Source organism: Psychroserpens sp. S379A (genome assembly GCF_049800755.1).
Lineage (GTDB): Bacteria > Bacteroidota > Bacteroidia > Flavobacteriales > Flavobacteriaceae > Psychroserpens.
In genome coordinates this window covers 119,564-146,524 of the sequence record NZ_JBNAFQ010000003.1, presented here as the reverse complement: position 1 = coordinate 146,524, position 26,961 = coordinate 119,564, and the positions used below count along the sequence as shown (strand labels likewise).

Below are 26,961 nucleotides of genomic sequence, written 5' to 3'. Positions count from 1 at the left end.
GTTTTAGTTTATTTAGAAATTTTACTGATTGTTTTAAGTTCTTCGGTTGTGTTTTTGGTTCCTATTGAAAACATGAATATTTAAATAGGAACTGTTGATAACTTCTATGTTAGGTTTCTCTCAAAAATTCTACTTTTGTTTTAGAAAAAATGTAATAAAAATATGTCAGAGACTATTGAACACGTAAAATGCCTAATCATAGGATCAGGACCAGCAGGATATACTGCTGCTATATATGCTGCAAGAGCAAATATGAATCCAGTTTTATATCAAGGAACACAACCTGGAGGACAATTAACAACGACTAATGATGTAGAGAACTTCCCAGGTTATCCAGATGGAATTACAGGACCAGAAATGATGATAGAGCTTCAAAATCAAGCTGCTCGTTTTGGAACAGATATTCGTGACGGATGGATTACTAAAGTTGATTTTTCGGGAGATATTCATAAAGTTTGGGTAAACGAAACTAAAGAAATTCATTGTGATACTGTTATTATTTCAACTGGAGCTTCTGCTAAGTACTTAGGGTTAGATTCAGAACAGAAATATTTAAAACTTGGAGGAGGTGTTTCTGCTTGTGCTGTTTGTGATGGATTCTTTTATAGAAATCAAGAAGTTGTAATTGTTGGTGCAGGAGATTCAGCTTGTGAAGAAGCGCACTACTTATCTAAACTTTGTAAGAAAGTAACAATGCTAGTAAGACGAGATGAATTTAGAGCCTCTAAAATTATGCAAGCTAGAGTTGAGAATACTGAAAATATTGATATTCTTTATAATACTGAAACTGATGAGGTTTTAGGTGACGGACAAGTTGTTACTGGAGTTCGAGTTTTTAATAATAAAACAAATGAAAAATTTGAGATTCCTGCTACTGGCTTTTTTGTAGCTATTGGTCATAAACCCAATACAGATATTTTTAAAGACTTTTTAGATTTAGACGAAACAGGTTATATCATTAATGTGCCTGGAACAGCAAAAACTAATATTGATGGTGTGTTTGTTTCGGGTGATGCTGCAGACCATGTATATAGACAAGCTGTAACAGCTGCAGGAACAGGATGTATGGCTGCTTTAGATGCTGAGCGTTATTTAGCGGCTAAAGATTCAAGTTTTGAGGTAAGTACGTCTACTTACAATTAGTATTGTAAAATATAGATATAAAAAAGAGCTTAAAGTTAATTTCTTTAAGCTCTTTTTTTATTGAATTTAAATGACACTATAAACTTTCAGGAAGCGTATGTGTTCTTCCTTTGTTTACTTCTTTTAGATAGTCCATTAACGGATTGAAATATTCTAACATTGGCTTAGCACTCATTTCACTACCAACACTTTCATAAAGTAATTTTCTCCAATCGTTATTAGCTCCTGTTTCTAGAACACCTTTTAAAAACGTTCCTACCTCTTTGCTTCCAAAATAATTAGTTGCATGCGGATCTTGTTTTAAGATGTTTTTAGAAATGTGATCGTGAAACTGAAACAATAAAATATAAGATACAGCATAGTCATAATATTGAGCAGCATCATTGTTTATGTGTGTTTTTGAAGCAGCATCGCAAAATTCTTCTCCACGATCTGATGGAGGAACCATACCTTGATACTTTTTAGCTAGTTCCCACCATTTTTTATTAAATTCATTTTTTGATAAATTTTCAGCATATAACGCATTTTCAAATTCGGTCATAACACCAGCTGAAAATGGTAAGAACACAATATTACTTAAAGCTTCTTTTAGTAAGTTTTGAGTTTCGTCAATTTTTGCATTTGCGTCTACAAGACCTTTACCAGCTAAAAATGGTTTTTGCATGGCAGCAAAACCTAATAAACTTCCAATAGCTTCATGGTAACCTCTATTAGCTCCACCACGAAGTAAAGGAGGAACATTTGGATTGGTGTAAGCTTGGTAATAATAAATATGACCTAATTCATGATGAATGGTTTCGTAGTAATCAGCATTTGGTTCAACACTCATTAAGCAACGCAAATCATTTTCTAAATCCATATGCCATGCTGAAGCATGATTGTTTTTTTTGTAAGGAGCATCAGCAGGAAGAGGATACATACTTGATTTCTCATAAAAACTCTTTGGAAGAGGATCAAAGCCAATGCTTTTGTAAAAATTTTCGCCTTCTTTTACAATCCATTCAGGATCTTTACCTGCTAAAGCAGCATCAATATCTAAACCTTCAACAGTAACTAGCGAACTCCAATCTTGTCCCCAACGATTAGGCAACCAGTGTGCTGGAAGAAACTCTGGAACTTTAGCGTTAAACTTTTTAGCAAGCTCGTATCTAGCCCAAGTATGTAATTCTCTATATAGTGGCCAAACTTCTTTAACCATCTTGTTCATTTCATCTAGCATTTCTTGACGTGTCATTCCATAATCTGAAACTTGGTAAGTGAAATAATCGTCATAACCTAAAGCTTTCACTGTTTCATTACGTAGTTTTCTCAAGTCTTTTAATCCATCCTTAAGGCCTTTACCAACAGCTTTTGAGGCTTCCCAATTCGCTAAACGTTCGGCTTCATCATTAGATTCGCGTAATACTTTATCGATGTCTCCTGTAGTAACAGATTTTCCGTTAACTTGAAAGTCGTATCCAAAAAGGGCTTCGTTTTGAGCATTTTCAGCAGCTATACGAACTTTAACTAACTCTGAAACCGTTTCAGGATTATTTGCAGCTGCATATAAAATAGTGTTAAGCTGACGTATTTGTACGATGTCTAAATCACCTTTGTTTTCAAGAAATTGTTTTGTTTTTTCAATAACATCTGTGCTTCCAGTAAATTTTGCTAAAGCTTCATTAGCTTTTTGAACGTTGTAAGCATTAGTAGTATCACCTGCTACAATTTTGGTGTTGGCATCCCATTCTGCAAGTGCAGATTCATAGTATAGTTTTGTGAATTCTCCAGTGTACTCATCTAAAAAAGCTTGTACATCTTCTTTTGATGCCGTAGTTGTTTCTGCTTTTGTAGTGTCATTTTTACACGACGCTATAGATATGAGAATCGCAAGTAGTAAAAGTGTTTTCTTCATTTTAAGTTAATTAGAGTTAAAGTTATTAATTGGTTATTATTTTTCTTTTTTCTGAAGTTTTGCAGTATCAGTAAATTTATTTATCGTGATTTTTGGATTTGCAAACAGGTAGATTTCGCTAGATCCTGAGGCTTCAATAATGATAGATTCGGTAACCTCTAAATAAGTGTCGCTATCAAATTCACATATCGCAGTACAGGTTTTTGCAGTGAAATTTTTACCATCAAATTTTGCATTGTTATCAGAGGTTAAAAGTAAATTATCGGTTGTACCTTCAACATCTAAACTAGCACGTTGATATAAATCTATTGTGGTTTCTGTAGAGTTAATAAGAGCACTAAGTTTACTATTATCGCTCAATTGTATAGTAGTATTTGTCGCAGTTAGATTGAGTTTTGCTTTAGCTTTATCTAAACTATTAATATTGAAGTTAGTGGCTTTAATGTTTAAGTATGCTTTTGAAGATCCTGAAGTTTTTAAGCTTGCATTATCTAGCTCTAAAGAAGTTAATGATCTTATTTCGGCGTTATCTCGTGTTTCAATATGTGAAAACCCATTGCTGTAATTTACTTTAATTTTCATGGCTTTTTTAGACCTAATGTCTTTTGTTGTTCTAAAAGTAAGCACACTGTCAATCACTTCAATTGTAATATATTCATGTAAATTATCGTCAGTTTCAATTTCAACAGAAGGTTTACTGTTAAAGTATAGTTCAACTTCAAAATCTTCACCAACTATAATTGTATTAAAGTCGTCAATGTAGGTTTGTTTAATGGTTACATTTCTATCTCCTTTTATTTTATCTGTATCTTGCGAAAAACCAAAAACACAAAAACTCAAGGTAATTATTAGAAATAAGGCAATTTTTTTCATTCGTTTACATTAAGTGTTATAACAAATATAAAACAAAAACCATCCCAAACTCGAAATTGAGTTTGAAATGGCTTAAAAAAACAAGTTGGTTAGTTGATTTTTAGCAGGTTATCTTTTTTTTATGCTTCCAGATGGACCGTCGTTTTTTTCTACTTTTTCAGGATTTCCATAATATTTTATGTCGCCTCCACTATTGGCACTTGCCGTTAATTCTTTTGAAGTATTTACTGAAATATCTGCGCCACTGCTCGCTTTAGCCATGGTACTGACAGCTTTAAGATTGGCTGCTTTAATATCGCTACCACTTGAAGCTTCAGCTCTGAGTGTATGCGTTGTGCCAGATATTTTAAGATCACTACCACTAGAAGATTCGCAAACGAGATGGTTGACCTTAACGTCTAGTTTTGCATCACTACCACTAGATGTATAAACTTCAAGTTCGTCTGCAGTAATGACTGAAGTTGATGTAAGGTCGCTTCCGCTAGATGCTGATATTTTATCAATAGTTTTAAAATTTACGATTACCTTTTTTGAAGCTGCATGACTAATGTTTTCTTTGGTGTGAATTTTTAATACGCCATTTTCAACTTCAGTAAGAATAATATCTTGAAGATTTTCGTCGGCTTGTACTCTAATACCTTCGGTATCACCTTGAGTAAGGTAAACATCTAAGCCTTCATTTGCAGAGATGGTATTAAAATCTTCATTTATTTCTCTGTTAGTTGTTGTCACATCTCCATTGCCTTTAACTCCAAAGTTCATATCGAAGTTACAAGACACTAATAGCACACTCAGTAGAGCGCTTACAATGATTTTTATTAGTGTTGTCATGATTGATTGTTTTTTACTGAATTATTTCAGTGTGTTAATGATTAATTGTTCGTTTTTTGATTGATGGTTCAAATATTTCAGTTTTAGAATGGTTTTCAAAACTGAAATACCTGAACTGTTGATTTATGTTTCTGAATTGTTAATTATCATCTGAAGTGATTTCTATACCATCATCATCGATGTTGAGATTTACGCTGTCTGATTTAGCTTTGATACCATCATTGTCAATTTTTAGGCTACTATCTTCGGTATTTACTTCAATGCCTTCATCATTTATTTTGAGTCCAGTAGTTTCGTTTTCAATATCTACCTTTACCTTGAATTCTTCATCTTCAGGACAGTCTAAACATTTCACGCCATTAGTTGTTATCTCTAAAAACTGATTTTCCATACCATTATCTAAAATGTCATTATAGTAACTAGAGTTTCTGTGATATGAATAGGTGTTGTCTTCAGCATAAAGAATAGTGCCTTCAGGTAAGTATAATGTAACTTCTATTTCTTGATCTCTAAATTTGTTTTCAAAAGCTGTAGTTAAAAAGCCATCTAGTTCAAGTTTTTTATTTGTTAAATTGTAACCGTAATTTATTTCTTGTGCTCTTTGCTTAGCTTCTTTATAATTTCTGCCTTCAGCAGTTCTTTCAATATTAATTGAAGCTAATGAATCTTTTGTAGAACGTACAATAAGTCTAACATCTCTACTGTAAATGAGTTTTTCATCATTTTCATCGTATACAGCTCTTAAAGAATTGCCATGTCTTCCAAATTGCTTGCTATACATGGTATTATTAACCATAGTGAGTGTTAATGTATCATTAGTTTTAATGTTGAGTAGTTCTTTTTTGCTAACAGTAGCATCATAAGCATGTTCACTTGCTTGTCTAATGCCTATAATAACACTACCAATAATTGCCATTAGCCACAAACCTAAAAGTGTGAATTTTGCAACATTGCCAATAGATTTTAAGTTATTGATTAAAATTTTAAGTCCTAAATAGAAAACAAAGAAAAATGGTACTCCAATGGCAAATAGTGAGATTAATGAAATTAGCCACACAGGTGTATTTGCTGCATTTGCGGCTTCAAACAAATCTAGTCCAGGAAAATGAATGACGTCTATGGCTCCAAGACTTAAGCAAAATATCAACAACGAAATTAAGGTTGCTGCTCCTACGATAATTAAGATGATTCCAATAAATTTTGCAAACACTTTAAAGAAGAACATAATGATATCACCAATGGTATCAAAAAAGGTTTTTGATGAGGACTTAATTTTTTGTCCTTGCTTTGGTAAGTCTACATTTTTTACCGTGTCTGAAACAGTTTGCGATACACTATCAAATCCGTCTTTAATTTTTTTTTCGATGTTACTAATGTTAACTGGTTCACCAGTCATGGTTAGTTTTTCTGATGTTGTTTTAGCTTCAGGAACTAAAACCCATAAAAGGATATATAGTAGTACTCCAGTTCCTGCACCAAAAATTAGTAAGATCCATATTAAACGAATCCAAATGGCATCGATACCAAAGTAATGTCCTAACCCAGCAGAAACTCCACCAATATAAGAGTTGTCTGTATCACGAAAAAACTTTTTAGAAGATCTATGACTTGAACTTTTTTGATACGATGTTTTAGGTTCGTCTTCAAAGATTTCGTCATCTACCAAATAATCTTCTGGTTGTCCCATGATGGCAATAATTTCATCGACTTCTTTAATTCTAATAACTTGTTTTTCGTTTTGAACACGTTCGTTAAATAATTCTGCAATACGTGCTTCTATATCTGATATAATTTCTGATTGACCTTGAGAGTCTGTAAATGAACGTTTTATAGCCTCAAGATAGCGCTGTAATTTTAAGTATGCATCTTCATCGATATGGAAGAATATACCTGCTAAATTTATGTTGACTGTCTTATTCATTATTTTTTTGTTTTTTGACTGGTTACTATATTAACTGCGTTTTGTAATTCGGTCCAAGTGCCATTAAGTTCTTTTAAAAACAATTGTCCTGTTTCTGTAAGCCCATAATACTTTCTTGGAGGTCCTGAGGTGGATTCTTCCCAACGATAATTGAGTAATCCAGCATTTTTAAGTCTCGTAAGTAAAGGGTAAATCGTACCTTCTACTACAAGCAGTTTTGCGTCTTTAAGTGTACCTAGAATTTCTGCAACATAAGCATCTTCATCTTTTAAGACCGATAATATGCAGTATTCTAATACGCCTTTACGCATTTGAGCTTTTGTGTTTTCTATCTTCATACTTTAGTGAGATTTAGTTTTGATAAACTGTTCATTTTTTGATTGATGATTGATGGTTAATTGATGAAATATTATTTTTATTTTATAAAGTCTATAGTTAACGGATAATGATAAAACTCTCCATCTCTAGCTTTTAAACTAGCGATAACAATAAATACAAGTTCTAATATAAAGCCTAATACAGCCAAAGCACCTAATCCGCCTCCTAAATACAATAGAGGCGAAGGTTCTGAGATATTAATATGTATGCCATCAAAAGCATTAATATCTAGAAAGTCTAAAGAACTAATTACATTGAAAAGAAAAAACGGAACCGTTAGTAATCCTAGAACTAGTGCATACAAAAGGATGCTCATTTGAAAATTGATAGCTTGTTTACCATGTGCATCTACAAATTCTGATTTTTCTTTATTAGCCATCCATAGTATGATTGGTCCAATAAAGTTTCCAAACGGAATGATAAACCTGCTAAACGTAGATAAATGAATAAATGTTGCGATGTTTTTTTGATGATTGTCTTGCATGATTTTTAAAACATATAGTAATTTCTTATGCAAATATATGTCTAAAAGAAGGTATTATGTTACGCATAGTACTAAAAATTAACATAATATTAACAAATTGAAATATGGATTATTTTCAATATTTTAGCTGAAACTTCTAGTAAATATGACTGTTTCGCCAAGAAAACTAAATCTCTTTTTATTATTTAAATTGCCTGCTGCTTATTTTTGTGGTGTACGTACAAAGTCGCTATCTGATACAGCCTGTGAAGTTTCAGTTAAGCACAGGTGGATCAATCAAAATCCGTTTAAATCGATGTTTTGGGCAGTACAAGGTATGGCTGCAGAGTTAACCACTGGAGCTTTAGTGATGTCTAAAATTAAGTCAAGCGGACAAAAAATGTCGATGTTAGTAACCAGTAATAATGCGACATATAGTAAAAAAGCCACTGGACGAATACGTTTTACCTGTAACCAAGGTCAAGCCATCGATGATTTAATTACTAAAGCTATTCAAACAGGAGAAGGACAAAGTATAGTGTTAAATTCTAAAGGTATAAATTCGGAAGGTATTCAAGTTTCCGATTTTAATTTTGAATGGAGTATTAAAGTTAAAAGTTAAAGGTGTAAAGTGAAAAGTTTGCAGTAGGAATTATGGATTTAGAATTTGGAATTTTTTTAGTCTGTAACAAAAGTCAAAACAATTCAACTTATAAATAAATCAACAACTAAAGATATAGAATTATGACATCACATGAAATAGATTACAGAATTTACGGCGAAGAAATGCAATTTGTAGAAATAGAGTTAGATCCTAATGAAGGTGTTGTTGCTGAAGCAGGAAGCTTTATGATGATGGATGAAGGTATTAAAATGGAAACTGTTTTTGGAGATGGTTCTCAAAAAGATTCTGGATTCTTCGGAAAAATTTTAGGAGCTGGTAAGCGTATACTTACAGGCGAAAGTTTATTTATGACAGCTTTTTATAACGACTTAACAGGCAAACGAAATGTATCTTTTGCCTCACCTTATCCTGGTAAAATTATTCCTATTGATTTAACAGAATTTAATGGAAAGTTCATTTGCCAGAAAGATGCTTTTTTATGCGCAGCTAAAGGCGTTAGTGTTGGTATTGAGTTTTCAAAAAAATTAGGTCGAGGATTGTTTGGAGGTGAAGGGTTTATCATGCAAAAGTTAGAAGGTGATGGTATGGCATTTGTACATGCAGGAGGAACAATGGCTAAAAAAGTATTGCAAGCTGGTGAAGTAATGAAAGTCGATACAGGATGCCTTGTCGGTTTTACGCAAGGAGTGGATTACGATATTGAATTTGTTGGAGGTATTAAGAATACCATCTTTGGTGGAGAAGGTTTATTCTTTGCAAGATTACAAGGTCCTGGTACTGTATATATTCAATCTTTACCATTTAGCAGATTAGCTGGACGAGTGTTAGCATCTGCACCTAGAAGCGGAGGGAAAGATAGAGGAGAAGGTAGTATTCTTGGTGGATTAGGCGATTTGCTTGATGGCGATAATAGGTTTTAAAATATTATTTTTTCTGTTAAATTTTTGTTTAGGTTCAACAAGCAATCAAATTTTTTACTAAATTTATAAGGTAATCAAAATGGAAAGCCTATACATAAATCTACTTAACTAAAACCTAAATTAACTTTACATTATGGCAAGAGCAATGTTCGAGTACACCAAAACTGTACTTGCAAAAGTAAGTTTTGACAGTACATTGTTTTGTAAAGAATTAAAAAAAGCACTTAGTCGTTTGTTACCTTACGAAATTGAAGAGCTTAAGATTTATATCAAATCTTTAATTCTACAGAACCCTGAATTAGATCAATGTTTAATATTATTAAAAGCATAAAAAAGAGCGACTCAATGAGTCGCTCTTTTTTTATATTTAGTTTCACCATGAATTCATTTTAGATTAACTTTGTTGCAAAATTAGTGTCCTGAAGAAATTATTCGTTTTCATATTACTACTAGCTTTTGCATTTCGACCAATATACTATGTTGGTCAGGTTTTGTATTATCAGTTAAATATTGATTATATTATCGAAACCTATTGTGTAAATAAAGAAGAGCCAGAATTACAATGTAACGGAAAATGTCATTTATCAAAACAATTGCAGGTAGTTTCTACTAAGACTTCAAATAGTAGTTCAAATACAATAAGTAATGTTTTGGCTGAATCTTTTTTTCCTGTTTTTTTTCATAAAACCTTAGAAAAGCAAAAGGATATCTATGTTAGTAAATGGAGTGTAGTTCACAATTATAAGTATGCCAATCTTTATGCATTTAGCTTAGGATCTAAGCTTTATAAACCTCCTATTTCGTAAGATTTATTTATCGTTTTATTCAGTTTTTATACTAAAACTTGAAACCTTAAAGGAAGACCGTAAAGTGCTTCCTTAATAGTATATTATTCAATAATTAAATCAAATACAAATGAAAATTACAAAAATTACATTTGCACTATTACTGTGCATATCAATCATATCATGTTCATCAGATGATGACGCATCACAAGAAGACCTTGCAGGACAAAAAGGAGAGTTAGTTTTAAAATTTGACAATGGAGTTGGAGACCAAGACTTTATTTTTGGCACGTCTTATAGTAAATCAAATCAAGAATCTTACCAATTAGAAACACTTAAGTACATCATTAGTAATGTACGTGTTAAAGATGATAATGGAAATGTATATACATATCCAACAGAAGATAATATATTTATTGTTGATGAAGCCGATGGGAATAATGCAGGCGAAATATTTATAACTTTAGATAACGTAGATGCAGCTAATTATACTGAAATTACTTTTGGTATTGGTGTAGATCAAGGACGTTTTGCATTAGGAGCAGAAGGTCAAGGAGATTTCTTAGACCTTGCTCAAGAAGAAGGAATGTTATGGTCTTGGGCTACAGGTTACAGATTTATGCGTTTTGATGGAACTTATACTTCTAATACTTTAGATACTAATGAACCAGTTAATATACATATGGGAAGTGTAGGTACATCTTTAGATAATTATAGAGAAGTAACTCTTACATTTCCAAACACGGTTAGAGTTAGAGAATCAGCTCAGCCAGAAGTTCATATTGTTGCCGATATCTCTAAAGTTTTTGATGGTGAAACATCTATTAATTTCTCAGATGGCTATAATCAAGTACACACAAATCAAGAAACAACTCCTGTTATCGCAAATAATTTAATGGGAATTTTTGAAGTACATCACGTACATAATTAATTTGAGGTTAAGTTTAAGGTGCTAGAGAGTGATTGTTTAATTGCTTTCTCTGGCACTTTATACTCAAATTTAAATATTACTAAAATGAAAAAAAAACTAATTATAGTTATTTTTCTTCAACTAGTTTTGGTGTCTTGTTCAAATGATGACAGTTTGTATGTATCAAAGCCATTGGTTCTAGATTTACCATCTAATTTTCCAGATTTAGTTTATGATTTAGATAACAATCCTTTAACTCAGGAAGGTTTTGAACTAGGAAAATCATTGTTTTACGATGGGAGATTGTCTTCAAATAATTCAATCCCTTGTGCATTTTGTCATGAACAAGCATTTGCATTTACTCATCATGGGCATAATTTAAGCCATGGTGTAAATGGTGGTATTGGATTTAGAAATGCGCAACCCATTCAAAATATGGCTTATCAAATGGATTTTATGTGGGATGGAGCAGCGTCACATTTAGATTTACAACCTATTATTCCGATTACTAGTGAACTAGAAATGGGAGAAACATTAAGTAATGTTATTGATAAATTAAAAAATGATGCTGATTATCAATATCAATTTGGTCGTGCTTTTGAAAATGGCGAAGTGAATAGTGAAAACATGCTTAAAGCTTTATCTCAATTTATGGTTATGATGATTTCATCTAATTCTAAATACGATAAATATGTTAGAGAAGAAGATAATGTACAGTTATCTCCTATTGAATTGGATGGAAGAAATAGTTTTCAAGCTAAATGTGCAAGTTGTCATGCAACAGATTTATTTACTGATCATTCGTTTAGAAACAACGGACTACCTGTAAATCCGATGTTAAATGATAAAGGTAGATTTAATATTTTAGAAGACCCAAACGATCTTTATAAATTCCGTGTGCCTAGTTTGAGAAATGTTGAAAAAACGTTCCCTTATATGCATGATGGACGTTTTTCTACATTAGAAGTTGTTTTAGATTTTTACGATTCAGGATTAGTTGATAATGGAAATGTAGACATTTCTTTACTGAGAGAAGATGGAACTTACGGAATTACACTTTCTGATTACGAAAAATCTAGCATCATTGCTTTTCTAAAAACATTAACCGATTATGAATTCTTACAAGATGAGAGATTTTCAGAGTTTTAAATGGAACAAAAGCTTGGTGCTTTTGATTGGATTGACTTTTTTATTCGGAAAAGTTTACGCTTGTGATCTTTGTGGTTGTTCCACAACTAGCGGAAGCACTTCTTTTGGAGATTTAAGTATGTCGAATTTTGTTGGATTGAGATATATACACCAAAGCTTTGAATCTCGCGATGGAATATTTGAAGATTCACCTAAAAGTAAAGAACGTTTTAATACCTATCAACTTTGGGGAACAGTTCCAATAAATGATTCTTTTTATATGAGTGCAGTAGTGCCTTTTCAGGATTTAACGCGTGACTTTCAAGATCGTTCTGAGCAAATAAGTGGTTTAGGAGATATTAATGTAATGGGTTGGTACCGCTTTAAATTTTACAAAAAGAAAAAAGAGGGTGTAGTCGATTTTAATACAGATAGAGAACGTTCAGATCACGTTTTAAATATAGGTTTGGGAGTGAAGTTTCCAACAGGAGAGTTTGAAGAAAAGTTAACTAATAAAGTTAACCCAGGGTTTCAAGTGGGAACAGGTAGTTTAGATGTGTTTCCAACTTTAATGTATGGATTTAGTAAAAACAACATTGGTGTTATAGCTAATATGTCTTACTATTTTAAATCTGAAAACAAGAATGATTATAAATTTGGAAATCAATTTAGTTATGCAACTAGTTTGTTTTATAATTTCAAAGTTAAGTTAACATCAATTAAACCGTTTGTTGGTGTTTCAGGAGACGTATATGACTCTATAGAACAATTTGATGAAGAATTGAAAAATACTGATGGATCAATTTTTAATGCTTCTGTTGGCTCAGAATTCACTAAAGGAAAATTTTTATTAGGTGCTAAATATACGCTGCCTTTAAAACAAAATTTATTAAATGGAGATGTAGAGTCTAAGCAGCAGTTATCTCTTTATTTAAATTTTTCGTTATAACCTTTTTACTACATAAAAAACGCAGCTAAATTTAATTTAACTGCGTTTTTTTATTTAGGCATAGGACTAATAATATCAACATTTTGAAATGCAATCGCACCTCTAATAATACCAGAAATAGTATTGTGCAAAGCATCGATAATTTGCATCTTTAATTCATTTTTATGGTAAATAATGCTAACTTCTCTAGCTGGAGAAGGCTCATTAAAATGACGTAGTTTGTCTTTTTGTTTATCGTTTAATTCCATGGTATGTAAATAAGGCAATAACGTCATGCCTAAACCTTCATTAGATAGTTTGATTAGAGTTTCTATACTTCCGCTCTCTAATTGAAATTGATCATCTATATGGTTTTTGAATGTTTTACATAAATTAATCACGCCATCTCTAAAACAATGACCATCTTCTAATAAAAGAATGTCATCAATATCTAAATCGGTTGTGTCTAATTTTTTCTTGCTATATAATCTGTGATCATTAGGAATATAACCAACAAAAGGCTCATAATACAAAACACGCTCTTTAATAGATTCTAAAACTAAAGGTGTAGCAGCAATGGCAGCATCGAGATGACCATCGTTAATACGAGTAATAATTTCTTCGGTTGTAAGCTCTTCAATTTTGAGTTTTACTTTAGGATATTTTTTGATAAACGCCTTTAAAAACATTGGAAGTAATGTTGGCATTATCGTTGGAATAATTCCTAACTTAAACTCACCTCCAATAAATCCTTTTTGCTGGTCTACAATATCTTGAATGCGACCTGACTCATCTACAATATTTTTTGCTTGATGTACAATTTTCCGACCAACATCAGTTAACTCTATTGGTTTTTTACTTCGGTCGAATATTAAAACGTCCAATTCATCTTCTAATTTTTGTATTTGCGTACTTAAAGTTGGTTGCGTAACAAAACATTTTTCGGCCGCTTTGGTGAAATTTTTATGTTCAGCTATAGCGAGAACGTAGTGAAGTTGTGTGATTGTCATTTTTGTATTTATTTAGACTATAAAAATATAAAAACTATTTATAAAAACTATGATTGAGCAAATAAATTATGTGTTAAATTTGTATCAATAAAAACAATATAAAAGTATGACACTAAATAGTATTGGTTTAGATACCAAAAAAGCACAGACAATCGCTAATGATTTAAATGATTTATTAGCAAATTTTCAATTGTATTATCAGAATTTAAGAGGAATTCATTGGAACATAAAAGGAAAACAATTTTTTGATCTTCATGTGAAGTTTGAAGAATTATATACTGATGCAAATGTAAAAGTTGACGAAATTGCTGAGCGTATTTTAACTTTAGGAGAAACACCATTACATACGTTTGATGATTATTCAAAAGCGGCTAAAATTCCAGTTGGAAAAGATATATCACAGGATGATAAAGCTGTAAAGTTAATTGTAGATTCGCTTACTGAATTGCTTAAACTAGAACGCCAAATATTAGATGTTTCTAGTGATGCAAATGATGAAGGTACTAGCGCTATGATGAGTGAATTGATTACAGAGCAAGAGAAAACAGTTTGGATGATGAAAGCTTGGTTAGGTGAAACAGTTTAGAAAACACCAAGACCAATAAAAAAACCTTCAAAATATATTTTGAAGGTTTTTTTATGAGATAAACTTATTATTGTGCCTATTCGCAATCTAATGCTATCTGAGAGGCAGGATTGGTTGCACTATTGACTTGAAGACTGTTAATTAAGTTACAATCTACAAAATGCCATTCGTCATTAAAGTTTCCGATGTTTGCTTCAATATTTACAACTGGATAACCATTATTACCCATAAAAATAGTCCATGATCCTACAGTTGTTAAACCAGATCCAGAAATGGTTACTTCTCCATTGTCGTCAAATTCATAAGTTATAGAATTATTAACAGTCCAAGGACATTCAAGTAGTATAACTAAAACAGGGTCTATGGTACAATCGCTATTTTCTTCACAGTCTATAATGTCTTCAGAAGTAAAGCCTTCACATAATGCCTCACATTCATTATTAAATGGAAGTCTTATAATATTACCATTTGAATCAGTAAATTCAACACAAACAGGATCATATTCTTCATCATCGCATTCGTCACAAGGCTCAACTATTATGTCTTCACAATCTAGGTCAATTTCTAAAGACTGGTTTCCATTTGTAAATTCTAGTTCTAGCTCTTCACATTCAGATAATTCCCAGCTACCATTTAAATCTGTAAAGGTTAGTAAACCGTTAATAGTAAGAATGGTATTTTCGTTAGTAGTAGAAATACTCCACGAACCAGAATCAACAACAGTTGGTTCGCCATTAACAATCAATTCTCCATTGCCATCAAAGGCAAGATAATATTCATTTTCTAAGTTGTCTCCATTAGCATTATATATTTCTGCTTCCATGTTGTCACATTCTTGCAACAATACTTCTAAAGAAGCAATATCTAAAAGACATGGTTCTTCATAATCATCAAAGCAGTCTTCTAATTCTTCATAAAAATCTTCAGCATCTTCGATGGTTTCAATGTCACCATCGTCTGTCGTTATTTGGAAAGGATATACAAAGTCAAAGCTATATGTATTATAAAGTGCATTGTCAAGTTCATTTTGGGAGTTAACCACAATTGTAACATCTGCATCAGTTACAATTGAGATAGGGAAATTAAATTCAAAACATTCAAATCCGCCAGGATTATTGTAGTCTTCTTCACAATTATTCGAAAAATCGTTTGGAGTAAATCCGTCACATAATGCATAGCATTCATTAGGATAAGTAATAACAAATGAATTTCCATTTGGATCTTGAATTTCAATACAAACAGGATCATAAACTTCGTAGCATTCACAAGAATCATCATCATCCCAAAGGTCTTCAATTAAATCAAGAAATTCTTCTTCGTTATTAATACTGATTACAACAATAGCATCAGAATCTTCATCATAGATTTCAACTTCAAAAGGGAATTCGATTCCATTGACGTATAAATTATCAGTTGAGTTTATTAAAATTTCAATCAACTCATCTAAGTTATTTACTGCAACAGTAGCTCCATTGTTAAATGATAAGTTTAATGGGTATATAAAATCAAAACCAAAATCAAACACAATGTTACCAGCAGGATTTGATGTTGCAACCACATTACCATCATTGTCAAATTGTTGTGCAAGTCGGTTTAAAGATTGAGTAATAGCTTCGGTTTCGTTAATGTTTTGTTCTTCAACAACTGAGTCTTCATTAGAACATGAGGTTAAAAAACCTGCTATAAGAGCAAAGCTTAAAAGAAATATTTTAAAATTTTTCATCATAGAATTTTTTAAGTTAATTGATTTTTTTTAGCGATTAATCATAACTAAGACAACTCTAAAAAAAAATACCCTACTTTTTTCTCTAATTTTTTTTTAATTAGTTTTGAGCTTCATTCATTCATTCTTTTTAATGCCTAAAGACCAACATAATATTTGTCATTCCAAAACATTTGAAAAGCTTTATCAAATGTATGCAAAAGATATAAGACGTTTTATTTTTTTTAAAACCCAAGATATAGATAAAGCTGAAGATATTTTGCAAGAGACCTTCGTAAAACTTTGGGATAATTGTGGTCGGGTTGAATTTGACAAAGTAAAGAGCTATTTATATACTGTAGCATCAAACATGTTTTTAAATCTAGTTAAGCATGAAAAAGTGGTACACAAGCACCAACAAAGTATAAGGCATCAACATACCAATGAATCTCCAGAATTTATTATGTTAGAAAAAGAATTTATGGAGAAGTTGCAACGCACTATCGACTCACTTCCCGAAAAACAAAGAGAAGTGTTTTTACTTAATAGAATTGAAAAAAAGACGTATAAAGATATTGCAGCACAGTTAGGTATTTCGGTAAAAGCAGTGGAAAAACGAATGCATTCTGCACTATTGGTTTTAAGAGCAGACATTGGAAATATTTAAAAAAGAAAATAAAAGTAGGGTTTTTTAAAACAGAGTTGTCCTATATATGATAAGTCATGAATATAACAGATAAAAATAACGAAAACGATACGTTTTTAGCACAATGGTTAGCTGGAGAACTCTCTGATGCTGAGTTAAAAACTTTAGTTTCTGAAAGTGATTACAAATCATTTTTAAAACTTAAAAAAGGACTTGTTGCCTATGAAGCTTTAGAAGCGTCTACTGAACCTTCCTTTGAGAAAATTCAAGAAAAAATTGCTCTTAAAAAAAGAAAAGTACGTCGTTTAAATAGCAACCCTTGGTTTATAGGAATTGCTGCTTCAATTGTGCTGTTTATAGGTTTGTTTTCAATTCTTGGTAATGATGTAGTAACTATTGAAACTAGTTTTGGCGAGCAAAAAACCATTGCATTATTAGATGGTTCTGAAGTCATTATAAATTCCAAATCTACCTTAACTTATAATGAAGACGATTGGAAAGAAAATAGAACGCTAACCCTAGATGGCGAAGCGTATTTTAAAGTTAAAAAAGGAAGCACATTTACGGTTGAAACAGCTAATGGAAAGGTTCAAGTTTTAGGAACTCAATTTAATGTAAATACAGTTGAAGATCTTTTTGAAGTGGTATGTTTTGAAGGAAAAGTTAGCGTACAAACTAACGATGAATCTTTTATACTTCGTCCTACAAATTCTGTAAGACGAATTAACGGAAATACCATTGAACAATGGAATGTTACTAATGTCAATCCGAGTTGGATTTATGGCGAAAGTAGCTTTAAAAGCGTACCAATAAAGTATGTGATTTCGGCTTTAGAATCGCAGTATAATATTCAAATTCATTCTAATGCAATCGATGAAAACATATTATATACAGGTAGTTTTACCCATAAAAATTTGAACACTGCTTTAAAAACAGTATTTAAGTCTTTACAAATACAGTATTTTGAAAAAGAAAAAGGAAACATTTATTTGAACATAAAGTGAAAAAATTGATTATTTGCTTTTTGGTATTACTACCTAGTTTAGCCTTTTCGCAAGAAGAGGCTAAATTTTATATTAGTTTCAATTCTGAAACCTTACAAAATGCTTTTGAAATTATTGAAGAGGTTTATGATGTTCGATTTTCTTACTATGACAATATTTTACCTGATAAAACAATTTCTTTAAAAAAAGAAAAACGAACACTAAGCGAAGTTTTGTCTGAGATAGAGCTTCAAGCACAACTCAGTTTTGAGGTTGTAGATCACAGATATATTATTGTAAATAAAAGGACTTCCGAAGAACGTATTCAAGAACTAGAAAAGGTCGTTATTACAAGTTATCTCGCTAAAGGTATTTCAAAACAAAAAGATGGTTCGTATGAAATACAACCAACTAATCTTGCAATTTTACCTGGATTAACCGAACCAGATGTTTTGGAGAGTATTCAATTATTACCAGGAGTTGTGAGTCCTAACGAAACAGCTTCTGGTTTTTTGGTTAGAGGCGGAAAATTGGATCAAAACAGATTTGTTTGGGACGGAATAAATATATACCATAAAGGACATCTCTTCGGAATGATTTCTCCTTTTAATCCTAATGCAACAAAACATATTACGTTTATTAATAAAGGCTCGCATCCTAGATATGGAGAACGTGCTTCGAGCGTTATTACCATGACGACCAATACCAAAATAGAACAAGAACTTCAAGTTCAAATGGGTTTTAATGGGATTAATGCAGATGCTTTAATCGAAACTCCAATTATAAAAGATAAACTAGGAATACAAGCTTCAGTAAGGTCTAGTTATGCCAATTTATATCAAACAGTTACTTTTAATAGATTGGCAGATAAAGTATTTGAAAGTACCAAAATTGAAAATGGCGATAATCCTGATAACGATTTTAGCTTTTTAGATTATAACATCAAATTGAATTATAGACCGAATGCTAATAACTACGTGTTTGCAAGTCTAATTTCTATCGACAATCAGTTAGATTATACTGTAAATAATACAACTGCTAATAGCACATTTAATGATCGTATGACGATTAAAAACACAGGCTATAGTTTGGGCTGGGAAAAACAATGGAATAAAAATTTAAAGCAATATACTGCTGCATTTTTTTCAGATTATGAATTGGATTATAATTATATAACTTCAGAAAACAGCTCACAAATTTCAGATTTTGAAAAACGAAACCTTATTCATGATTCAGGAATTTCTACGGAGTTTCAACAGAAGATTAATACTAAAAACACTCTGACGTTAGGCTATCAATACACGCTAAAAGATGTTGGTTATATTTTTAAAAACACAGCTAATCTTGAGTTTATTTTAGATCAAGATGAATCGATGGTTCAAACACATAGTTTGTATGCCAATTACGATTATAAAAACAAAAAGTTGTTTGATATTTCTATTGGAGCAAGAGTGACTTATTTTGATGAGCTAAATACTTATAAGTTTGAACCTAGACTTTTATTGTATAAACAATTGTTTAAAAATTTTAAGCTTCAAGTATCTGGAGAAATTAAAAATCAAGTGATTAGTGAAATAGATGAAACCATTATTAGCGATTTATCTTTAGAAAACAGTCTTTGGCGTTTGGCAAACGAAAAAGAGTTTCCAATTATAAACAGCAAGCAAGTGTCTTTAGGTTTTATATATACTAATAAAGGATGGACTTTTGATATTGATAATTATTACAAAACACTTGATAATATTACAGCTTTGTCCTTTGGGTTTTTAAATCCGCAAAACAGTCAGTTTAATTTAGGAGAGCAAAGCATTTATGGTGTAGATGTGTTTTTAAGAAAGCGGTTTAACGGTTTTAATTCTTGGGTAAGTTATTCGTTTAATAATTCTGAAAGCACCTATCGTAATTTAAACAATGGTAAAGCATTCACATCTAGATCTAATGTGATGCATTCGCTTAGTACATCATTGAGTTATAAGATTTCAAATTTTCAAATTGCTTTAGGATGGCGTTGGCAAACAGGAAAACCATTTACAGAATCTACAGAAACTTCAAACGGAATTCAATTTAACGATGGTATCAACACTAAACGATTGCCAGATTACCATCGCTTAGATTTATCGTCTACTTATACCTTTAGCTTTTCTGAAGGTAGTAAGCTAAGGGGAAAAATCGGACTTTCAATACGAAATGTTTACAATAAAAATAATTTGATTAGTAGAGAGTACCTCGGAAATAACAACTTTAATAATGATATTGAAGTGATTGATAAGTTTTCTTTAGGATTTACGCCTAACCTCATGTTTAGAGTGTATTTATGATTAAAAGTTTGAAAGTTTGAAAGTTTGAAAGTTTGAAAGTTTGAAGGATTGAATGATTGAATGATTGAAAGATTGAAGATTTGGATTTATAAGATGCTTCGCTTCACTATGTTCGCTCTGAATGACACTCGAATAGTGTTTGATTATTAATGTGTTTTAATGTCATTCCGACTAGAATGGAGGAATCTATAGTTATGCATTATGATAAGATGCTTCGCTTCACTAAGTTGGTTCTGAATGATACTCGAATAGTGTTTGATTATTAATGTGTTTTAATGTCATTTCGATTAGAATGGAGGAATCTATAGTTATGCATTATGATAAGATGCTTCGCTTCACTATGTTCGCTCTGAATGACACTCGAATAGTGTTTGATTATTATCGTGTTTTAATATCATTCCGACTAGAATGGAGGAATCTATAGTTATGCATTATGATAAGATGCTTCGCTTCACTATGTTGGTTCTGAATGATACTCGAATAGTGTTTGATTATTATCGTGTTTTAATGTCATTTCGATTAGAATGGAGGAATCTATAGTTATGCATTATTATGATAAGATTCTTTGCTTCAGTGCTTTGACTTTGAATGACACTCTAATGATGTTTAATTGTCATTTCGAGCTTGCCGAGAAATCTTAACCTATTTAGAAAAACTGGAGTTGTAAATGATGAAGATTCTTCCGCTTCGGTCAGAATGACACTTAAAGTAGCCCTCTTGCTTTAATTTCTAAGTATTTGTTAATGGTATTAATTGTGAGCTCTTCAGGAGCAGTTAAAATACTTTGAATGCCATGTTTTTGAAGTTCTTTAACCATCAATCGTTTTTCGTAAGCAAATTTTTCGGCTATGGTTTTATGATAAATGCTTTGTAAATCTTCAGCATTAGTAGAAATAAGTGTTTCTAATTCAGTATTTTCAAATAAAATAACCACAAGCATATGTTTTTTAGAAATAGCTTGAAGGTATGGTAATTGGCGTTTCAAAGCACTAATGTGCTCAAAGTTTGTATAGAGTAAAAGTAAACTTCGATGTGTTACTTTTCGCTTTATTTGCGCATATAGCAATCCGTAATCACTATCCGTAAATTGTGTGTTGATGTTATATAAAGCCTCTAAAATTTTATTGAGATAAGTAATTTTATGAATGGCTGGCAGAAAGGTTTCAATATTTTTTGAAAAACTTAGTAATCCAACTTTATCATGTTTTTTTAAAGCGACGTTGCTAAAAGCTAAAGCCGAATTGATAGCGTAATCTAATAACTTTAAACCATCAAAAGGCATTTTCATCACACGACCAGTATCAATTATAGAATAAATGGGTTGCGACTTTTCATCTTGAAATTGATTAACCATCAATTGCGCACGTTTTGCAGTGGCTTTCCAATTAATCGTTCTGTAGTCATCACCAACAACATATTCTTTTATTTGTTCAAACTCTGAAGTATGGCCAATACGTCTAATCTTTTTAAGTCCGATTTGTGTTAAATGGTTTCCAATAGCTAGAAAGTCGTACTTCTGCATTTGAATAAACGAAGGGTATACAGGCACCATTTGCTCATTTTGAAACTGGTATTTGCGCTTCACAATTCGCAATTTAGACGAGGTATAAACATTAAGATTACCAAACACATATTCACCACGTTCTACAGGTCTTACTTCGTACGTAAAATCATGATTTTGATTAGGTTTTAAAATGGTTTTATATGAAAAATCTCGTTTTTGAAATTGAATAGGCAGTTCATCAATAACATCAATATAAAGAGTAAAAGGATAGTAGTTACTAAGCGTTAACGGAATAGAGTTATCATCACTATTAGATAATTTATCTGGTAGAATGCGTCGCGCTTTAATGGCATTTTTAAAACGATAGAGGAGGAGCAAGTCGGTTATAAAAAGAACCGCTAAAAACACAACCAGTATCCATGAAAAAGCATATAAAAGTGGTAGCCAATAAGACACTAAAAAGCACACCGAAATTACAGCTAAATAGATGTAAAATTGTTTGTGTATGTATAGTGACTTTATAAATTTCATCTTTTATTTCAATAGATTTCTATTTCTAATAACTCTTAACGTGGTACTTCAACAGATTGCACAATCATATCTACAACCTGTTCGGTAGTCATGCCTTCCATTTCGCGTTCTGGAGTTAGAATAATTCTGTGGTTTAAAACTGGTTTTACAGCTTTTTTTACATCTTCTGGAATCACAAAATCTCGTCCGTTAATTGCAGCAAAAGCTTTTGCAGTATTTAAAATTGAAATAGATGCTCTTGGCGAACCACCTAAATACAAATGCGGATGATTTCGTGTTTTTGAAACAATTTCAGCAATGTATTTTATAATTTTTTCTTCAACAACAATAGCTTGAGTTTTAGATTTGTATTCTTCTAAGCTTTTGGTGTCAAGTACAGACTCAATAATAGTTTGTGGTAGTTGTCCTTGACGTTTATGATGAGAATCAATAATTTTAATTTCATCTTCAAGACTCGGATAATCGACTTTAATCTTAAAAATAAAACGGTCTAATTGTGCTTCAGGCAAAGCATAAGTACCTTCTTGCTCTATCGGATTTTGAGTAGCTAATACCATAAAAGGAGCTTCAAAGGTATAGGTTTTACCATCTATGGTTGCCTGACGTTCTTCCATCGTTTCAAATAAAGCCGCTTGAGTTTTTGCAGGAGCTCTATTGATTTCATCTATAAGAACGATATTTGAAAATATTGGACCAGGTTTAAATTCAAATTCTGAATCTTTCATGTTTAGTATAGACGTTCCTAAAACATCACTTGGCATTAAATCTGGTGTAAATTGAATTCGGCTAAAATTAGTTTTAAGCACTTTGGCAAACAGTTTTGCAGTAATGGTTTTTGCAATACCAGGAACACCTTCTATAAGCACATGACCATCGGCTAAAAGTGCTACGATAAGCAATTCTACAAACTGATCTTGTCCTACAATAACTTTACGCAATTCGCTTTTGATTTGATCTACCGCATTTTTTAAGTCCTCTAAAGGAATTCTATTATCAAAATTTAGGTCTTTTTCTTCCATGAGTTATTACTTTTAAAAGTTTCTATAAGCGTATTTAATCGCTCTAATTGTATATTGTCGAGTTGAGTGTTTTGGCTAAAATATTCAATAGTTTCGAATAAAGATTTTGTGTCTTCAATGCTATTATTACTCCTTGCAGCAAGGTTTTTTATAAATTCATCATTAATAGTAGTGGTGCTTAAATGTAAATGCGTTCTGATGTATTCTAAAAAATGCTGAATTTTATGTTGTGCAATTTCATAGTGTTTTTCTTTTTCGTAATACATATTAGCAATGGTACGTGTAAAATCTAAAGTTTGATTTTTAAGAGGCTTTACAATAGGTATGGCTCTTTGTTTACGTTTTCCTTCAAAAATTATATAGACTACAACTCCAATAAGCATGATGTAATAAGCCCATTTTAAAGCTTTGGTGTTTAATAAAATATACATTGGTGATGTGTAATATGCTTTTCCAGACTTGTAATGGTGATCAATATATAATGGCTTAGAATCGCTTAAATACGACATCAATCCTGCTGTGTAATTTTGATTGGGAGTATTTAAAATAAAGTAATTTGTAAATGCTTGCGGAAAAGTACTTAATACAATAGTGCCATTTCCGAATGGTTGTTTTATGGCATTGATAGGTGTTTTTACTTGAATTGAATCTTGAGTGTCTTCATCAACTTTAATTTCTTTTATAGTGCTTAAAACTGAGGTGTTAAGTGTGTCGATGGTATTAAAAAATGAAGCGTAATTACTCTTGTCAAAAGCAACAGTTGTAGTGTCTAGTGTAGTGTTACTAAGCTGAAATTTAAAATGATCACTTTCAACTTCAAAAATGCTTAGTACATCTGTGTCAAGTTGTAGAGTATCTAACAGTTGTTCATCAAAATCTTCTGAAGCTATAAAAAGAGTATTGCCTTTAGAGGTCCAATCGAGTAATTTTTCTAGTTCTGTGTCGCCAAATTGAACATAGTCATTTATAAAGACATAAGTTCCATTTATACTATCAGATTGCGATAAATTTTGATAAGGAGGATTTTCAAGATGTGTGATTTTTGATTCAGAAAATAAACGTTCAAGTTGCTCATGAAAAACATAAGTGCCAAACGGAATTTTATGATGCTTTACATAAGAGGCAAACCAATTGATTTGTTTGGGTTTAGAATACTCTAAGAGTACAATTCCGAAAATTGCCAATGCAGTTAAAGCGATATAAAATTTAACTTGTTTACTCACGATTACTTATGCTATTGTTTAAGGTTTCAAACGATGTTTTAAGGCTTTCAAATCGTAATTGGTCAATATCAAATTCGCCATACCAAACATAATCGTATATTCTTGTAATGCTTTTAAAGTTGTTTTTTAAGGTTTCAGATTTTATTTCAGTAATATAATCTTCATTTGTTTTTTCTTGTTGCCAAACAACGACTTCTTTTTCAGTAAGATATTTTAGAGATAACAAATAATAATAGCGAATGGCTAATCTGTAGTTTTTTTCTGAAACTGCCTTAGTGATTAATGCGTTAATGTCTTCATTTTTAATAATTTGCTCTTCTTCGGTAAACTGAAAACTTGCCGCTTCTTTTTGACCAGTAATAAGTGTTCTTGAATTGACTTTTAAGAAAAACCGAAGCAATAAGAAAATCAATAACGCTAATATAAGATATGGAACTACATTAAAGATAAAGTATAACAACCCTTGAGCTTCACCAACACCAAAAATAGCTTCTACAATTTCACGAATAAGATTGCTAATCCAATTTACAAAAGTGTTGTATGCTCTAACAAGAAAATTATCTTCTGGCTCACTCTCAATGTAATTAAAATCATCATCACTTTTATAACTTTCAAGATCATCTTCTGAAATATCTCTGACCTCAAGTGCTGAATCGTCATAAGATATAACCGAATCTTTGTCTTGTGTTGAGCTAAACTGAACACATAAAAAAAAGCAGATAAAGAACCAGAATAGCCTCATTTACTCGTCTAGTTTTCCTAATGAGTCAATGCGTTCTAAAGTGCCTGAAAAATATTTTCGTTCATTTAAATTAAAATAAATAAAGGCAGTTCCTACAATAGTTATGATATTAAGAAGGTATTGAAAAAAGGTGCTTAAAACATTCAGTAGTATATACACAGGATCGATAAAAGTATCAAAATTACCAGGATCAATTTCACCACTAAAAACACCCATTTTGGCATAGGTGTAAATCACTGTTGGAACAGCAAATACGCTAGAAACTACCCAATAAATTATTAGAAAAATAATGATGGTCGCTAAGGTAATCCAAAATTCATCTTTTATAAGCGAATAGCTTTTACTATAGGCATCACCAGCATTACTTTTTTCAAACACTAAAATAGGTAAGGTAACAATCATTGGAACTATAAAATAAAATACAGGTAAACAACAAATTAATATAGATACAATGATGGTTAATCCCTTAAGGATTGAAAGCCCAAGAAAACTCCAAAAGCTCTTATAAACATTTTGCTTAATGTCGTCAACATTAGCAATACCATTATTATCAATATAAGATTTGATGTAATGTAATACTGTTGATGTTGTAAACGTATAGGCTAAAATAGCAGTAACAAAATAGAGAACATAGGCAAAAATCATTTTTAAAGGGCTAGCACCAAATTGATTTGATTGTAATAAATCAAAATTAAACATATCACCTATAATGTATATGTAAAACACCATAGCAAATAGAAATAGAGCTACATAAGGTCCAGATATTTTTATGATGGCACCAAAAAAGGGTTTGAATTCATTTCTAATAAAGGCAAATGTATCAGCTAGTAATTGTCCGAATTCACGTTGCTTTTTTAATTCTATATAGTTTTTCATTTTGTTTTAGTCGGTTTTAAGTTCATTAAGTTGAATTTGTTGGGACTTTTTATAAAGCTGTCTTGGGTAAATCACATAATAAAAAATAACGATAGCAAGTGAACCACCAATAATACAAATGGCTAACCAATCTGGCATTTCAGTATGTCTAGTGACAAAGCCTTCAAGAAGTCCAGCAACTATAAAAAATGGAATGGTACTTATTAAAATTTTAAGTCCGTTAATAACACCACGTTTAAAAGCTTCTAATCGTGTGTAAGTTCCAGTAAATAACATACCATTTCCTAAAACTAATCCAGAGCATCCAGCAATTATGATTACAGAAATTTCAAAAGTTCCATGAATCCATATGGTTCTTACAGATTCCCAAAGCAAGCCTTTTTCATAAAAGAAATATTGAAAGCTGCCAAGCATGATACCGTTTTGCATCATGATAAATAAAGATCCAATACCAAACATAATTCCGTAGGCAAAAGCCATAAGTGCTACTTTTATATTATTGATGGTAATGCCAAGTGCCATGTTAAACTCTCCCATTTGTTTGTAAACTGCCATGGGATCATTGTTTTCAATGTTGTCTAAGGTCATATTCACATAAGCATCACCAAGAATGGAACGCACAAAATCACCATCAGTAGCAGCCGAATAAGCTCCAGCGATACAGAACAAAAGAAACACAAAAAATGCAATTAAAAGCTCGCGATGATGCTGATAAAACATCAATGGAAATTCCGTTTTAAAAAATGAAATAAGACGATTTTTAGATTCTTTTTTTGTTTTGTAAATTTTTTGATGCGCTTGCGATGCAATTTGATTTAAATAGCGCTCAGTGTTACTGTTTTTGTAAAACGTGTTGGCATAACTGAGATGATCTGTAATTTCAATATATAAGTCTGAAAGTTCGTTAGGATCTATGCTATTATTATTTGAAAGAACATTTTCAAATTTTAACCATTTATCTTTATTTTGCTTAACGAAAGCAGCTTCTCGCATTAGAGGATTTAATTTACTTTCAAAGAAAA

The 26,961-nt window shown here is 31.5% G+C and carries 26 protein-coding genes; 12 read left to right on the top strand and 14 right to left on the bottom strand.

The annotated features are described in order from the left end of the window. The first annotated feature begins 162 nt into the window (after window positions 1-162). Window positions 163-1,143: a thioredoxin-disulfide reductase gene (gene trxB, locus ACP15M_RS09795; RefSeq protein WP_425077031.1), complete on the top strand. Its 981-nt coding sequence runs from the start codon at window positions 163-165 to the stop codon at window positions 1,141-1,143. Window positions 1,144-1,219: 76 nt separating this feature from the next. Here trxB and ACP15M_RS09790 read toward each other — a convergent pair whose 3' ends face one another. The 6 genes from ACP15M_RS09790 to ACP15M_RS09765 all read right to left on the bottom strand — a co-directional run bounded on the left by ACP15M_RS09790 (window position 1,220) and on the right by ACP15M_RS09765 (window position 7,524). After that, a complete protein-coding gene (locus ACP15M_RS09790) occupies window positions 1,220-3,037 on the bottom strand; it encodes a M2 family metallopeptidase (RefSeq protein WP_425077030.1) in 1,818 nt (605 codons plus the stop codon). Window positions 3,038-3,073: 36 nt separating this feature from the next. After that, entirely contained in the window at window positions 3,074-3,910 is an 837-nt protein-coding gene (locus ACP15M_RS09785) for a GIN domain-containing protein (RefSeq protein ID WP_425077029.1), read from the bottom strand. Window positions 3,911-4,018: 108 nt separating this feature from the next. Continuing rightward, on the bottom strand, window positions 4,019-4,741 hold the full coding sequence (locus tag ACP15M_RS09780; RefSeq protein WP_425077028.1) for a head GIN domain-containing protein: 723 nt from the start codon (window positions 4,739-4,741) through the stop codon (window positions 4,019-4,021). A 139-nt stretch (window positions 4,742-4,880) separates the two neighbouring features. Continuing rightward, the gene (locus ACP15M_RS09775) at window positions 4,881-6,662 is read right to left on the bottom strand and encodes a PspC domain-containing protein (RefSeq protein ID WP_425077027.1); all 1,782 of its coding nucleotides are present in this window, start codon (window positions 6,660-6,662) and stop codon (window positions 4,881-4,883) included. After that, window positions 6,662-7,000 carry a PadR family transcriptional regulator gene (locus tag ACP15M_RS09770; protein WP_425077026.1) on the bottom strand — a complete coding sequence of 113 codons (339 nt, stop codon included), beginning with the start codon at window positions 6,998-7,000 and terminating at the stop codon, window positions 6,662-6,664. The genes ACP15M_RS09775 and ACP15M_RS09770 overlap by 1 nt, the downstream gene beginning before the upstream one ends. 77 nt (window positions 7,001-7,077) lie before the next feature. Further along, window positions 7,078-7,524: a DUF4870 domain-containing protein gene (locus ACP15M_RS09765; protein ID WP_425077025.1), complete on the bottom strand. Its 447-nt coding sequence runs from the start codon at window positions 7,522-7,524 to the stop codon at window positions 7,078-7,080. Window positions 7,525-7,669: 145 nt separating this feature from the next. On the opposite strand from ACP15M_RS09765, the gene ACP15M_RS09760 reads away from it, so the two are divergent. The 7 genes from ACP15M_RS09760 (at window position 7,670) to ACP15M_RS09730 (ending at window position 12,820) form a co-directional block, all read left to right on the top strand. After that, the gene (locus ACP15M_RS09760; RefSeq protein ID WP_425077024.1) at window positions 7,670-8,125 is read left to right on the top strand and encodes a DUF4442 domain-containing protein; all 456 of its coding nucleotides are present in this window, start codon (window positions 7,670-7,672) and stop codon (window positions 8,123-8,125) included. A gap of 122 nt (window positions 8,126-8,247) precedes the next feature. Next, complete coding sequence (locus ACP15M_RS09755; RefSeq protein ID WP_425077023.1) at window positions 8,248-9,048, top strand: TIGR00266 family protein; 801 nt, start codon at window positions 8,248-8,250, stop codon at window positions 9,046-9,048. Window positions 9,049-9,181: 133 nt separating this feature from the next. Then, entirely contained in the window at window positions 9,182-9,379 is a 198-nt protein-coding gene (locus ACP15M_RS09750) for a hypothetical protein (protein ID WP_425077022.1), read from the top strand. A 160-nt stretch (window positions 9,380-9,539) separates the two neighbouring features. After that, on the top strand, window positions 9,540-9,854 hold the full coding sequence (locus ACP15M_RS09745; RefSeq protein ID WP_425077021.1) for a hypothetical protein: 315 nt from the start codon (window positions 9,540-9,542) through the stop codon (window positions 9,852-9,854). A 109-nt stretch (window positions 9,855-9,963) separates the two neighbouring features. Continuing rightward, complete coding sequence (locus ACP15M_RS09740; RefSeq protein ID WP_425077020.1) at window positions 9,964-10,764, top strand: MbnP family protein; 801 nt, start codon at window positions 9,964-9,966, stop codon at window positions 10,762-10,764. Between the two features lie 84 nt (window positions 10,765-10,848). Next, entirely contained in the window at window positions 10,849-11,892 is a 1,044-nt protein-coding gene (locus ACP15M_RS09735; RefSeq protein WP_425077019.1) for a cytochrome-c peroxidase, read from the top strand. After that, window positions 11,855-12,820: a hypothetical protein gene (locus tag ACP15M_RS09730; RefSeq protein ID WP_425077018.1), complete on the top strand. Its 966-nt coding sequence runs from the start codon at window positions 11,855-11,857 to the stop codon at window positions 12,818-12,820. The genes ACP15M_RS09735 and ACP15M_RS09730 overlap by 38 nt, the downstream gene beginning before the upstream one ends. 50 nt (window positions 12,821-12,870) lie before the next feature. Here ACP15M_RS09730 and ACP15M_RS09725 read toward each other — a convergent pair whose 3' ends face one another. Further along, entirely contained in the window at window positions 12,871-13,809 is a 939-nt protein-coding gene (locus tag ACP15M_RS09725; protein WP_425077017.1) for a LysR substrate-binding domain-containing protein, read from the bottom strand. A 106-nt stretch (window positions 13,810-13,915) separates the two neighbouring features. Here ACP15M_RS09725 and ACP15M_RS09720 point away from each other — a divergent pair, with 106 nt between their 5' ends. After that, window positions 13,916-14,395 carry a Dps family protein gene (locus ACP15M_RS09720; RefSeq protein WP_425077016.1) on the top strand — a complete coding sequence of 160 codons (480 nt, stop codon included), beginning with the start codon at window positions 13,916-13,918 and terminating at the stop codon, window positions 14,393-14,395. Window positions 14,396-14,471: 76 nt separating this feature from the next. On the opposite strand, the gene ACP15M_RS09715 is transcribed toward ACP15M_RS09720, so the two are convergent. Continuing rightward, window positions 14,472-16,121 carry a hypothetical protein gene (locus ACP15M_RS09715; protein ID WP_425077015.1) on the bottom strand — a complete coding sequence of 550 codons (1,650 nt, stop codon included), beginning with the start codon at window positions 16,119-16,121 and terminating at the stop codon, window positions 14,472-14,474. Between the two features lie 130 nt (window positions 16,122-16,251). Between ACP15M_RS09715 and ACP15M_RS09710 the strand changes: the two genes are divergently transcribed. Genes ACP15M_RS09710 through ACP15M_RS09700 form a run of 3 tightly spaced genes read left to right on the top strand, consistent with a single transcriptional unit; the run spans window position 16,252 to window position 20,044 of the window. Beyond that, the gene (locus ACP15M_RS09710; protein WP_425077191.1) at window positions 16,252-16,764 is read left to right on the top strand and encodes an RNA polymerase sigma factor; all 513 of its coding nucleotides are present in this window, start codon (window positions 16,252-16,254) and stop codon (window positions 16,762-16,764) included. Between the two features lie 56 nt (window positions 16,765-16,820). Further along, window positions 16,821-17,747: a FecR family protein gene (locus ACP15M_RS09705; protein WP_425077014.1), complete on the top strand. Its 927-nt coding sequence runs from the start codon at window positions 16,821-16,823 to the stop codon at window positions 17,745-17,747. Continuing rightward, the gene (locus ACP15M_RS09700) at window positions 17,744-20,044 is read left to right on the top strand and encodes a TonB-dependent receptor domain-containing protein (protein WP_425077013.1); all 2,301 of its coding nucleotides are present in this window, start codon (window positions 17,744-17,746) and stop codon (window positions 20,042-20,044) included. The genes ACP15M_RS09705 and ACP15M_RS09700 overlap by 4 nt, the downstream gene beginning before the upstream one ends. Before the next feature lie 703 nt (window positions 20,045-20,747). Here ACP15M_RS09700 and ACP15M_RS09695 read toward each other — a convergent pair. From ACP15M_RS09695 to ACP15M_RS09670, 6 genes are read right to left on the bottom strand one after another with little or no spacing between them, the layout of a single operon-like run. Then, on the bottom strand, window positions 20,748-22,079 hold the full coding sequence (locus ACP15M_RS09695; RefSeq protein ID WP_425077012.1) for a DUF58 domain-containing protein: 1,332 nt from the start codon (window positions 22,077-22,079) through the stop codon (window positions 20,748-20,750). 35 nt (window positions 22,080-22,114) lie between these two features. Then, window positions 22,115-23,098: an AAA family ATPase gene (locus tag ACP15M_RS09690; RefSeq protein ID WP_425077011.1), complete on the bottom strand. Its 984-nt coding sequence runs from the start codon at window positions 23,096-23,098 to the stop codon at window positions 22,115-22,117. Then, window positions 23,080-24,321, bottom strand: a complete 1,242-nt coding sequence (locus ACP15M_RS09685) for a DUF4350 domain-containing protein (protein WP_425077010.1) — start codon at window positions 24,319-24,321, stop codon at window positions 23,080-23,082. Before ACP15M_RS09685 ends, ACP15M_RS09690 begins: the two co-directional genes overlap by 19 nt. Next, window positions 24,314-25,063, bottom strand: coding sequence for a DUF4129 domain-containing protein (locus tag ACP15M_RS09680; protein ID WP_425077009.1), 750 nt, complete (start codon window positions 25,061-25,063; stop codon window positions 24,314-24,316). Before ACP15M_RS09680 ends, ACP15M_RS09685 begins: the two co-directional genes overlap by 8 nt. Continuing rightward, the gene (locus ACP15M_RS09675; RefSeq protein ID WP_425077008.1) at window positions 25,064-25,939 is read right to left on the bottom strand and encodes a glycerophosphoryl diester phosphodiesterase membrane domain-containing protein; all 876 of its coding nucleotides are present in this window, start codon (window positions 25,937-25,939) and stop codon (window positions 25,064-25,066) included. 6 nt (window positions 25,940-25,945) lie between these two features. Further along, a complete protein-coding gene (locus tag ACP15M_RS09670) occupies window positions 25,946-26,932 on the bottom strand; it encodes a stage II sporulation protein M (protein ID WP_425077007.1) in 987 nt (328 codons plus the stop codon). Window positions 26,933-26,961 lie beyond the last annotated feature (29 nt).

Excerpts from the sequence above, each read along its gene's own strand:
- ACP15M_RS09770 (WP_425077026.1), bottom strand. The coding sequence starts at position 7,000 with ATGAAGATAGAAAACACAAAAGCTCAAATGCGTAAAGGCGTATTAGAA.
- ACP15M_RS09790 (WP_425077030.1), bottom strand. The coding sequence starts at position 3,037 with ATGAAGAAAACACTTTTACTACTTGCGATTCTCATATCTATAGCGTCG.
- ACP15M_RS09695 (WP_425077012.1), bottom strand. The coding sequence starts at position 22,079 with ATGAAATTTATAAAGTCACTATACATACACAAACAATTTTACATCTAT.
- ACP15M_RS09680 (WP_425077009.1), bottom strand. The coding sequence starts at position 25,063 with ATGAGGCTATTCTGGTTCTTTATCTGCTTTTTTTTATGTGTTCAGTTT.
- ACP15M_RS09785 (WP_425077029.1), bottom strand. The coding sequence starts at position 3,910 with ATGAAAAAAATTGCCTTATTTCTAATAATTACCTTGAGTTTTTGTGTT.
- ACP15M_RS09670 (WP_425077007.1), bottom strand. The coding sequence starts at position 26,932 with ATGCGAGAAGCTGCTTTCGTTAAGCAAAATAAAGATAAATGGTTAAAA.
- ACP15M_RS09740 (WP_425077020.1), top strand. The coding sequence starts at position 9,964 with ATGAAAATTACAAAAATTACATTTGCACTATTACTGTGCATATCAATC.
- ACP15M_RS09690 (WP_425077011.1), bottom strand. The coding sequence starts at position 23,098 with ATGGAAGAAAAAGACCTAAATTTTGATAATAGAATTCCTTTAGAGGAC.
- ACP15M_RS09725 (WP_425077017.1), bottom strand. The coding sequence starts at position 13,809 with ATGACAATCACACAACTTCACTACGTTCTCGCTATAGCTGAACATAAA.
- ACP15M_RS09735 (WP_425077019.1), top strand. The coding sequence starts at position 10,849 with ATGAAAAAAAAACTAATTATAGTTATTTTTCTTCAACTAGTTTTGGTG.
- ACP15M_RS09675 (WP_425077008.1), bottom strand. The coding sequence starts at position 25,939 with ATGAAAAACTATATAGAATTAAAAAAGCAACGTGAATTCGGACAATTA.
- ACP15M_RS09755 (WP_425077023.1), top strand. The coding sequence starts at position 8,248 with ATGACATCACATGAAATAGATTACAGAATTTACGGCGAAGAAATGCAA.
- trxB (WP_425077031.1), top strand. The coding sequence starts at position 163 with ATGTCAGAGACTATTGAACACGTAAAATGCCTAATCATAGGATCAGGA.
- ACP15M_RS09765 (WP_425077025.1), bottom strand. The coding sequence starts at position 7,524 with ATGCAAGACAATCATCAAAAAAACATCGCAACATTTATTCATTTATCT.
- ACP15M_RS09705 (WP_425077014.1), top strand. The coding sequence starts at position 16,821 with ATGAATATAACAGATAAAAATAACGAAAACGATACGTTTTTAGCACAA.
- ACP15M_RS09760 (WP_425077024.1), top strand. The coding sequence starts at position 7,670 with ATGACTGTTTCGCCAAGAAAACTAAATCTCTTTTTATTATTTAAATTG.
- ACP15M_RS09715 (WP_425077015.1), bottom strand. The coding sequence starts at position 16,121 with ATGATGAAAAATTTTAAAATATTTCTTTTAAGCTTTGCTCTTATAGCA.
- ACP15M_RS09750 (WP_425077022.1), top strand. The coding sequence starts at position 9,182 with ATGGCAAGAGCAATGTTCGAGTACACCAAAACTGTACTTGCAAAAGTA.
- ACP15M_RS09775 (WP_425077027.1), bottom strand. The coding sequence starts at position 6,662 with ATGAATAAGACAGTCAACATAAATTTAGCAGGTATATTCTTCCATATC.
- ACP15M_RS09730 (WP_425077018.1), top strand. The coding sequence starts at position 11,855 with ATGAATTCTTACAAGATGAGAGATTTTCAGAGTTTTAAATGGAACAAA.
- ACP15M_RS09720 (WP_425077016.1), top strand. The coding sequence starts at position 13,916 with ATGACACTAAATAGTATTGGTTTAGATACCAAAAAAGCACAGACAATC.
- ACP15M_RS09710 (WP_425077191.1), top strand. The coding sequence starts at position 16,252 with ATGCCTAAAGACCAACATAATATTTGTCATTCCAAAACATTTGAAAAG.
- ACP15M_RS09780 (WP_425077028.1), bottom strand. The coding sequence starts at position 4,741 with ATGACAACACTAATAAAAATCATTGTAAGCGCTCTACTGAGTGTGCTA.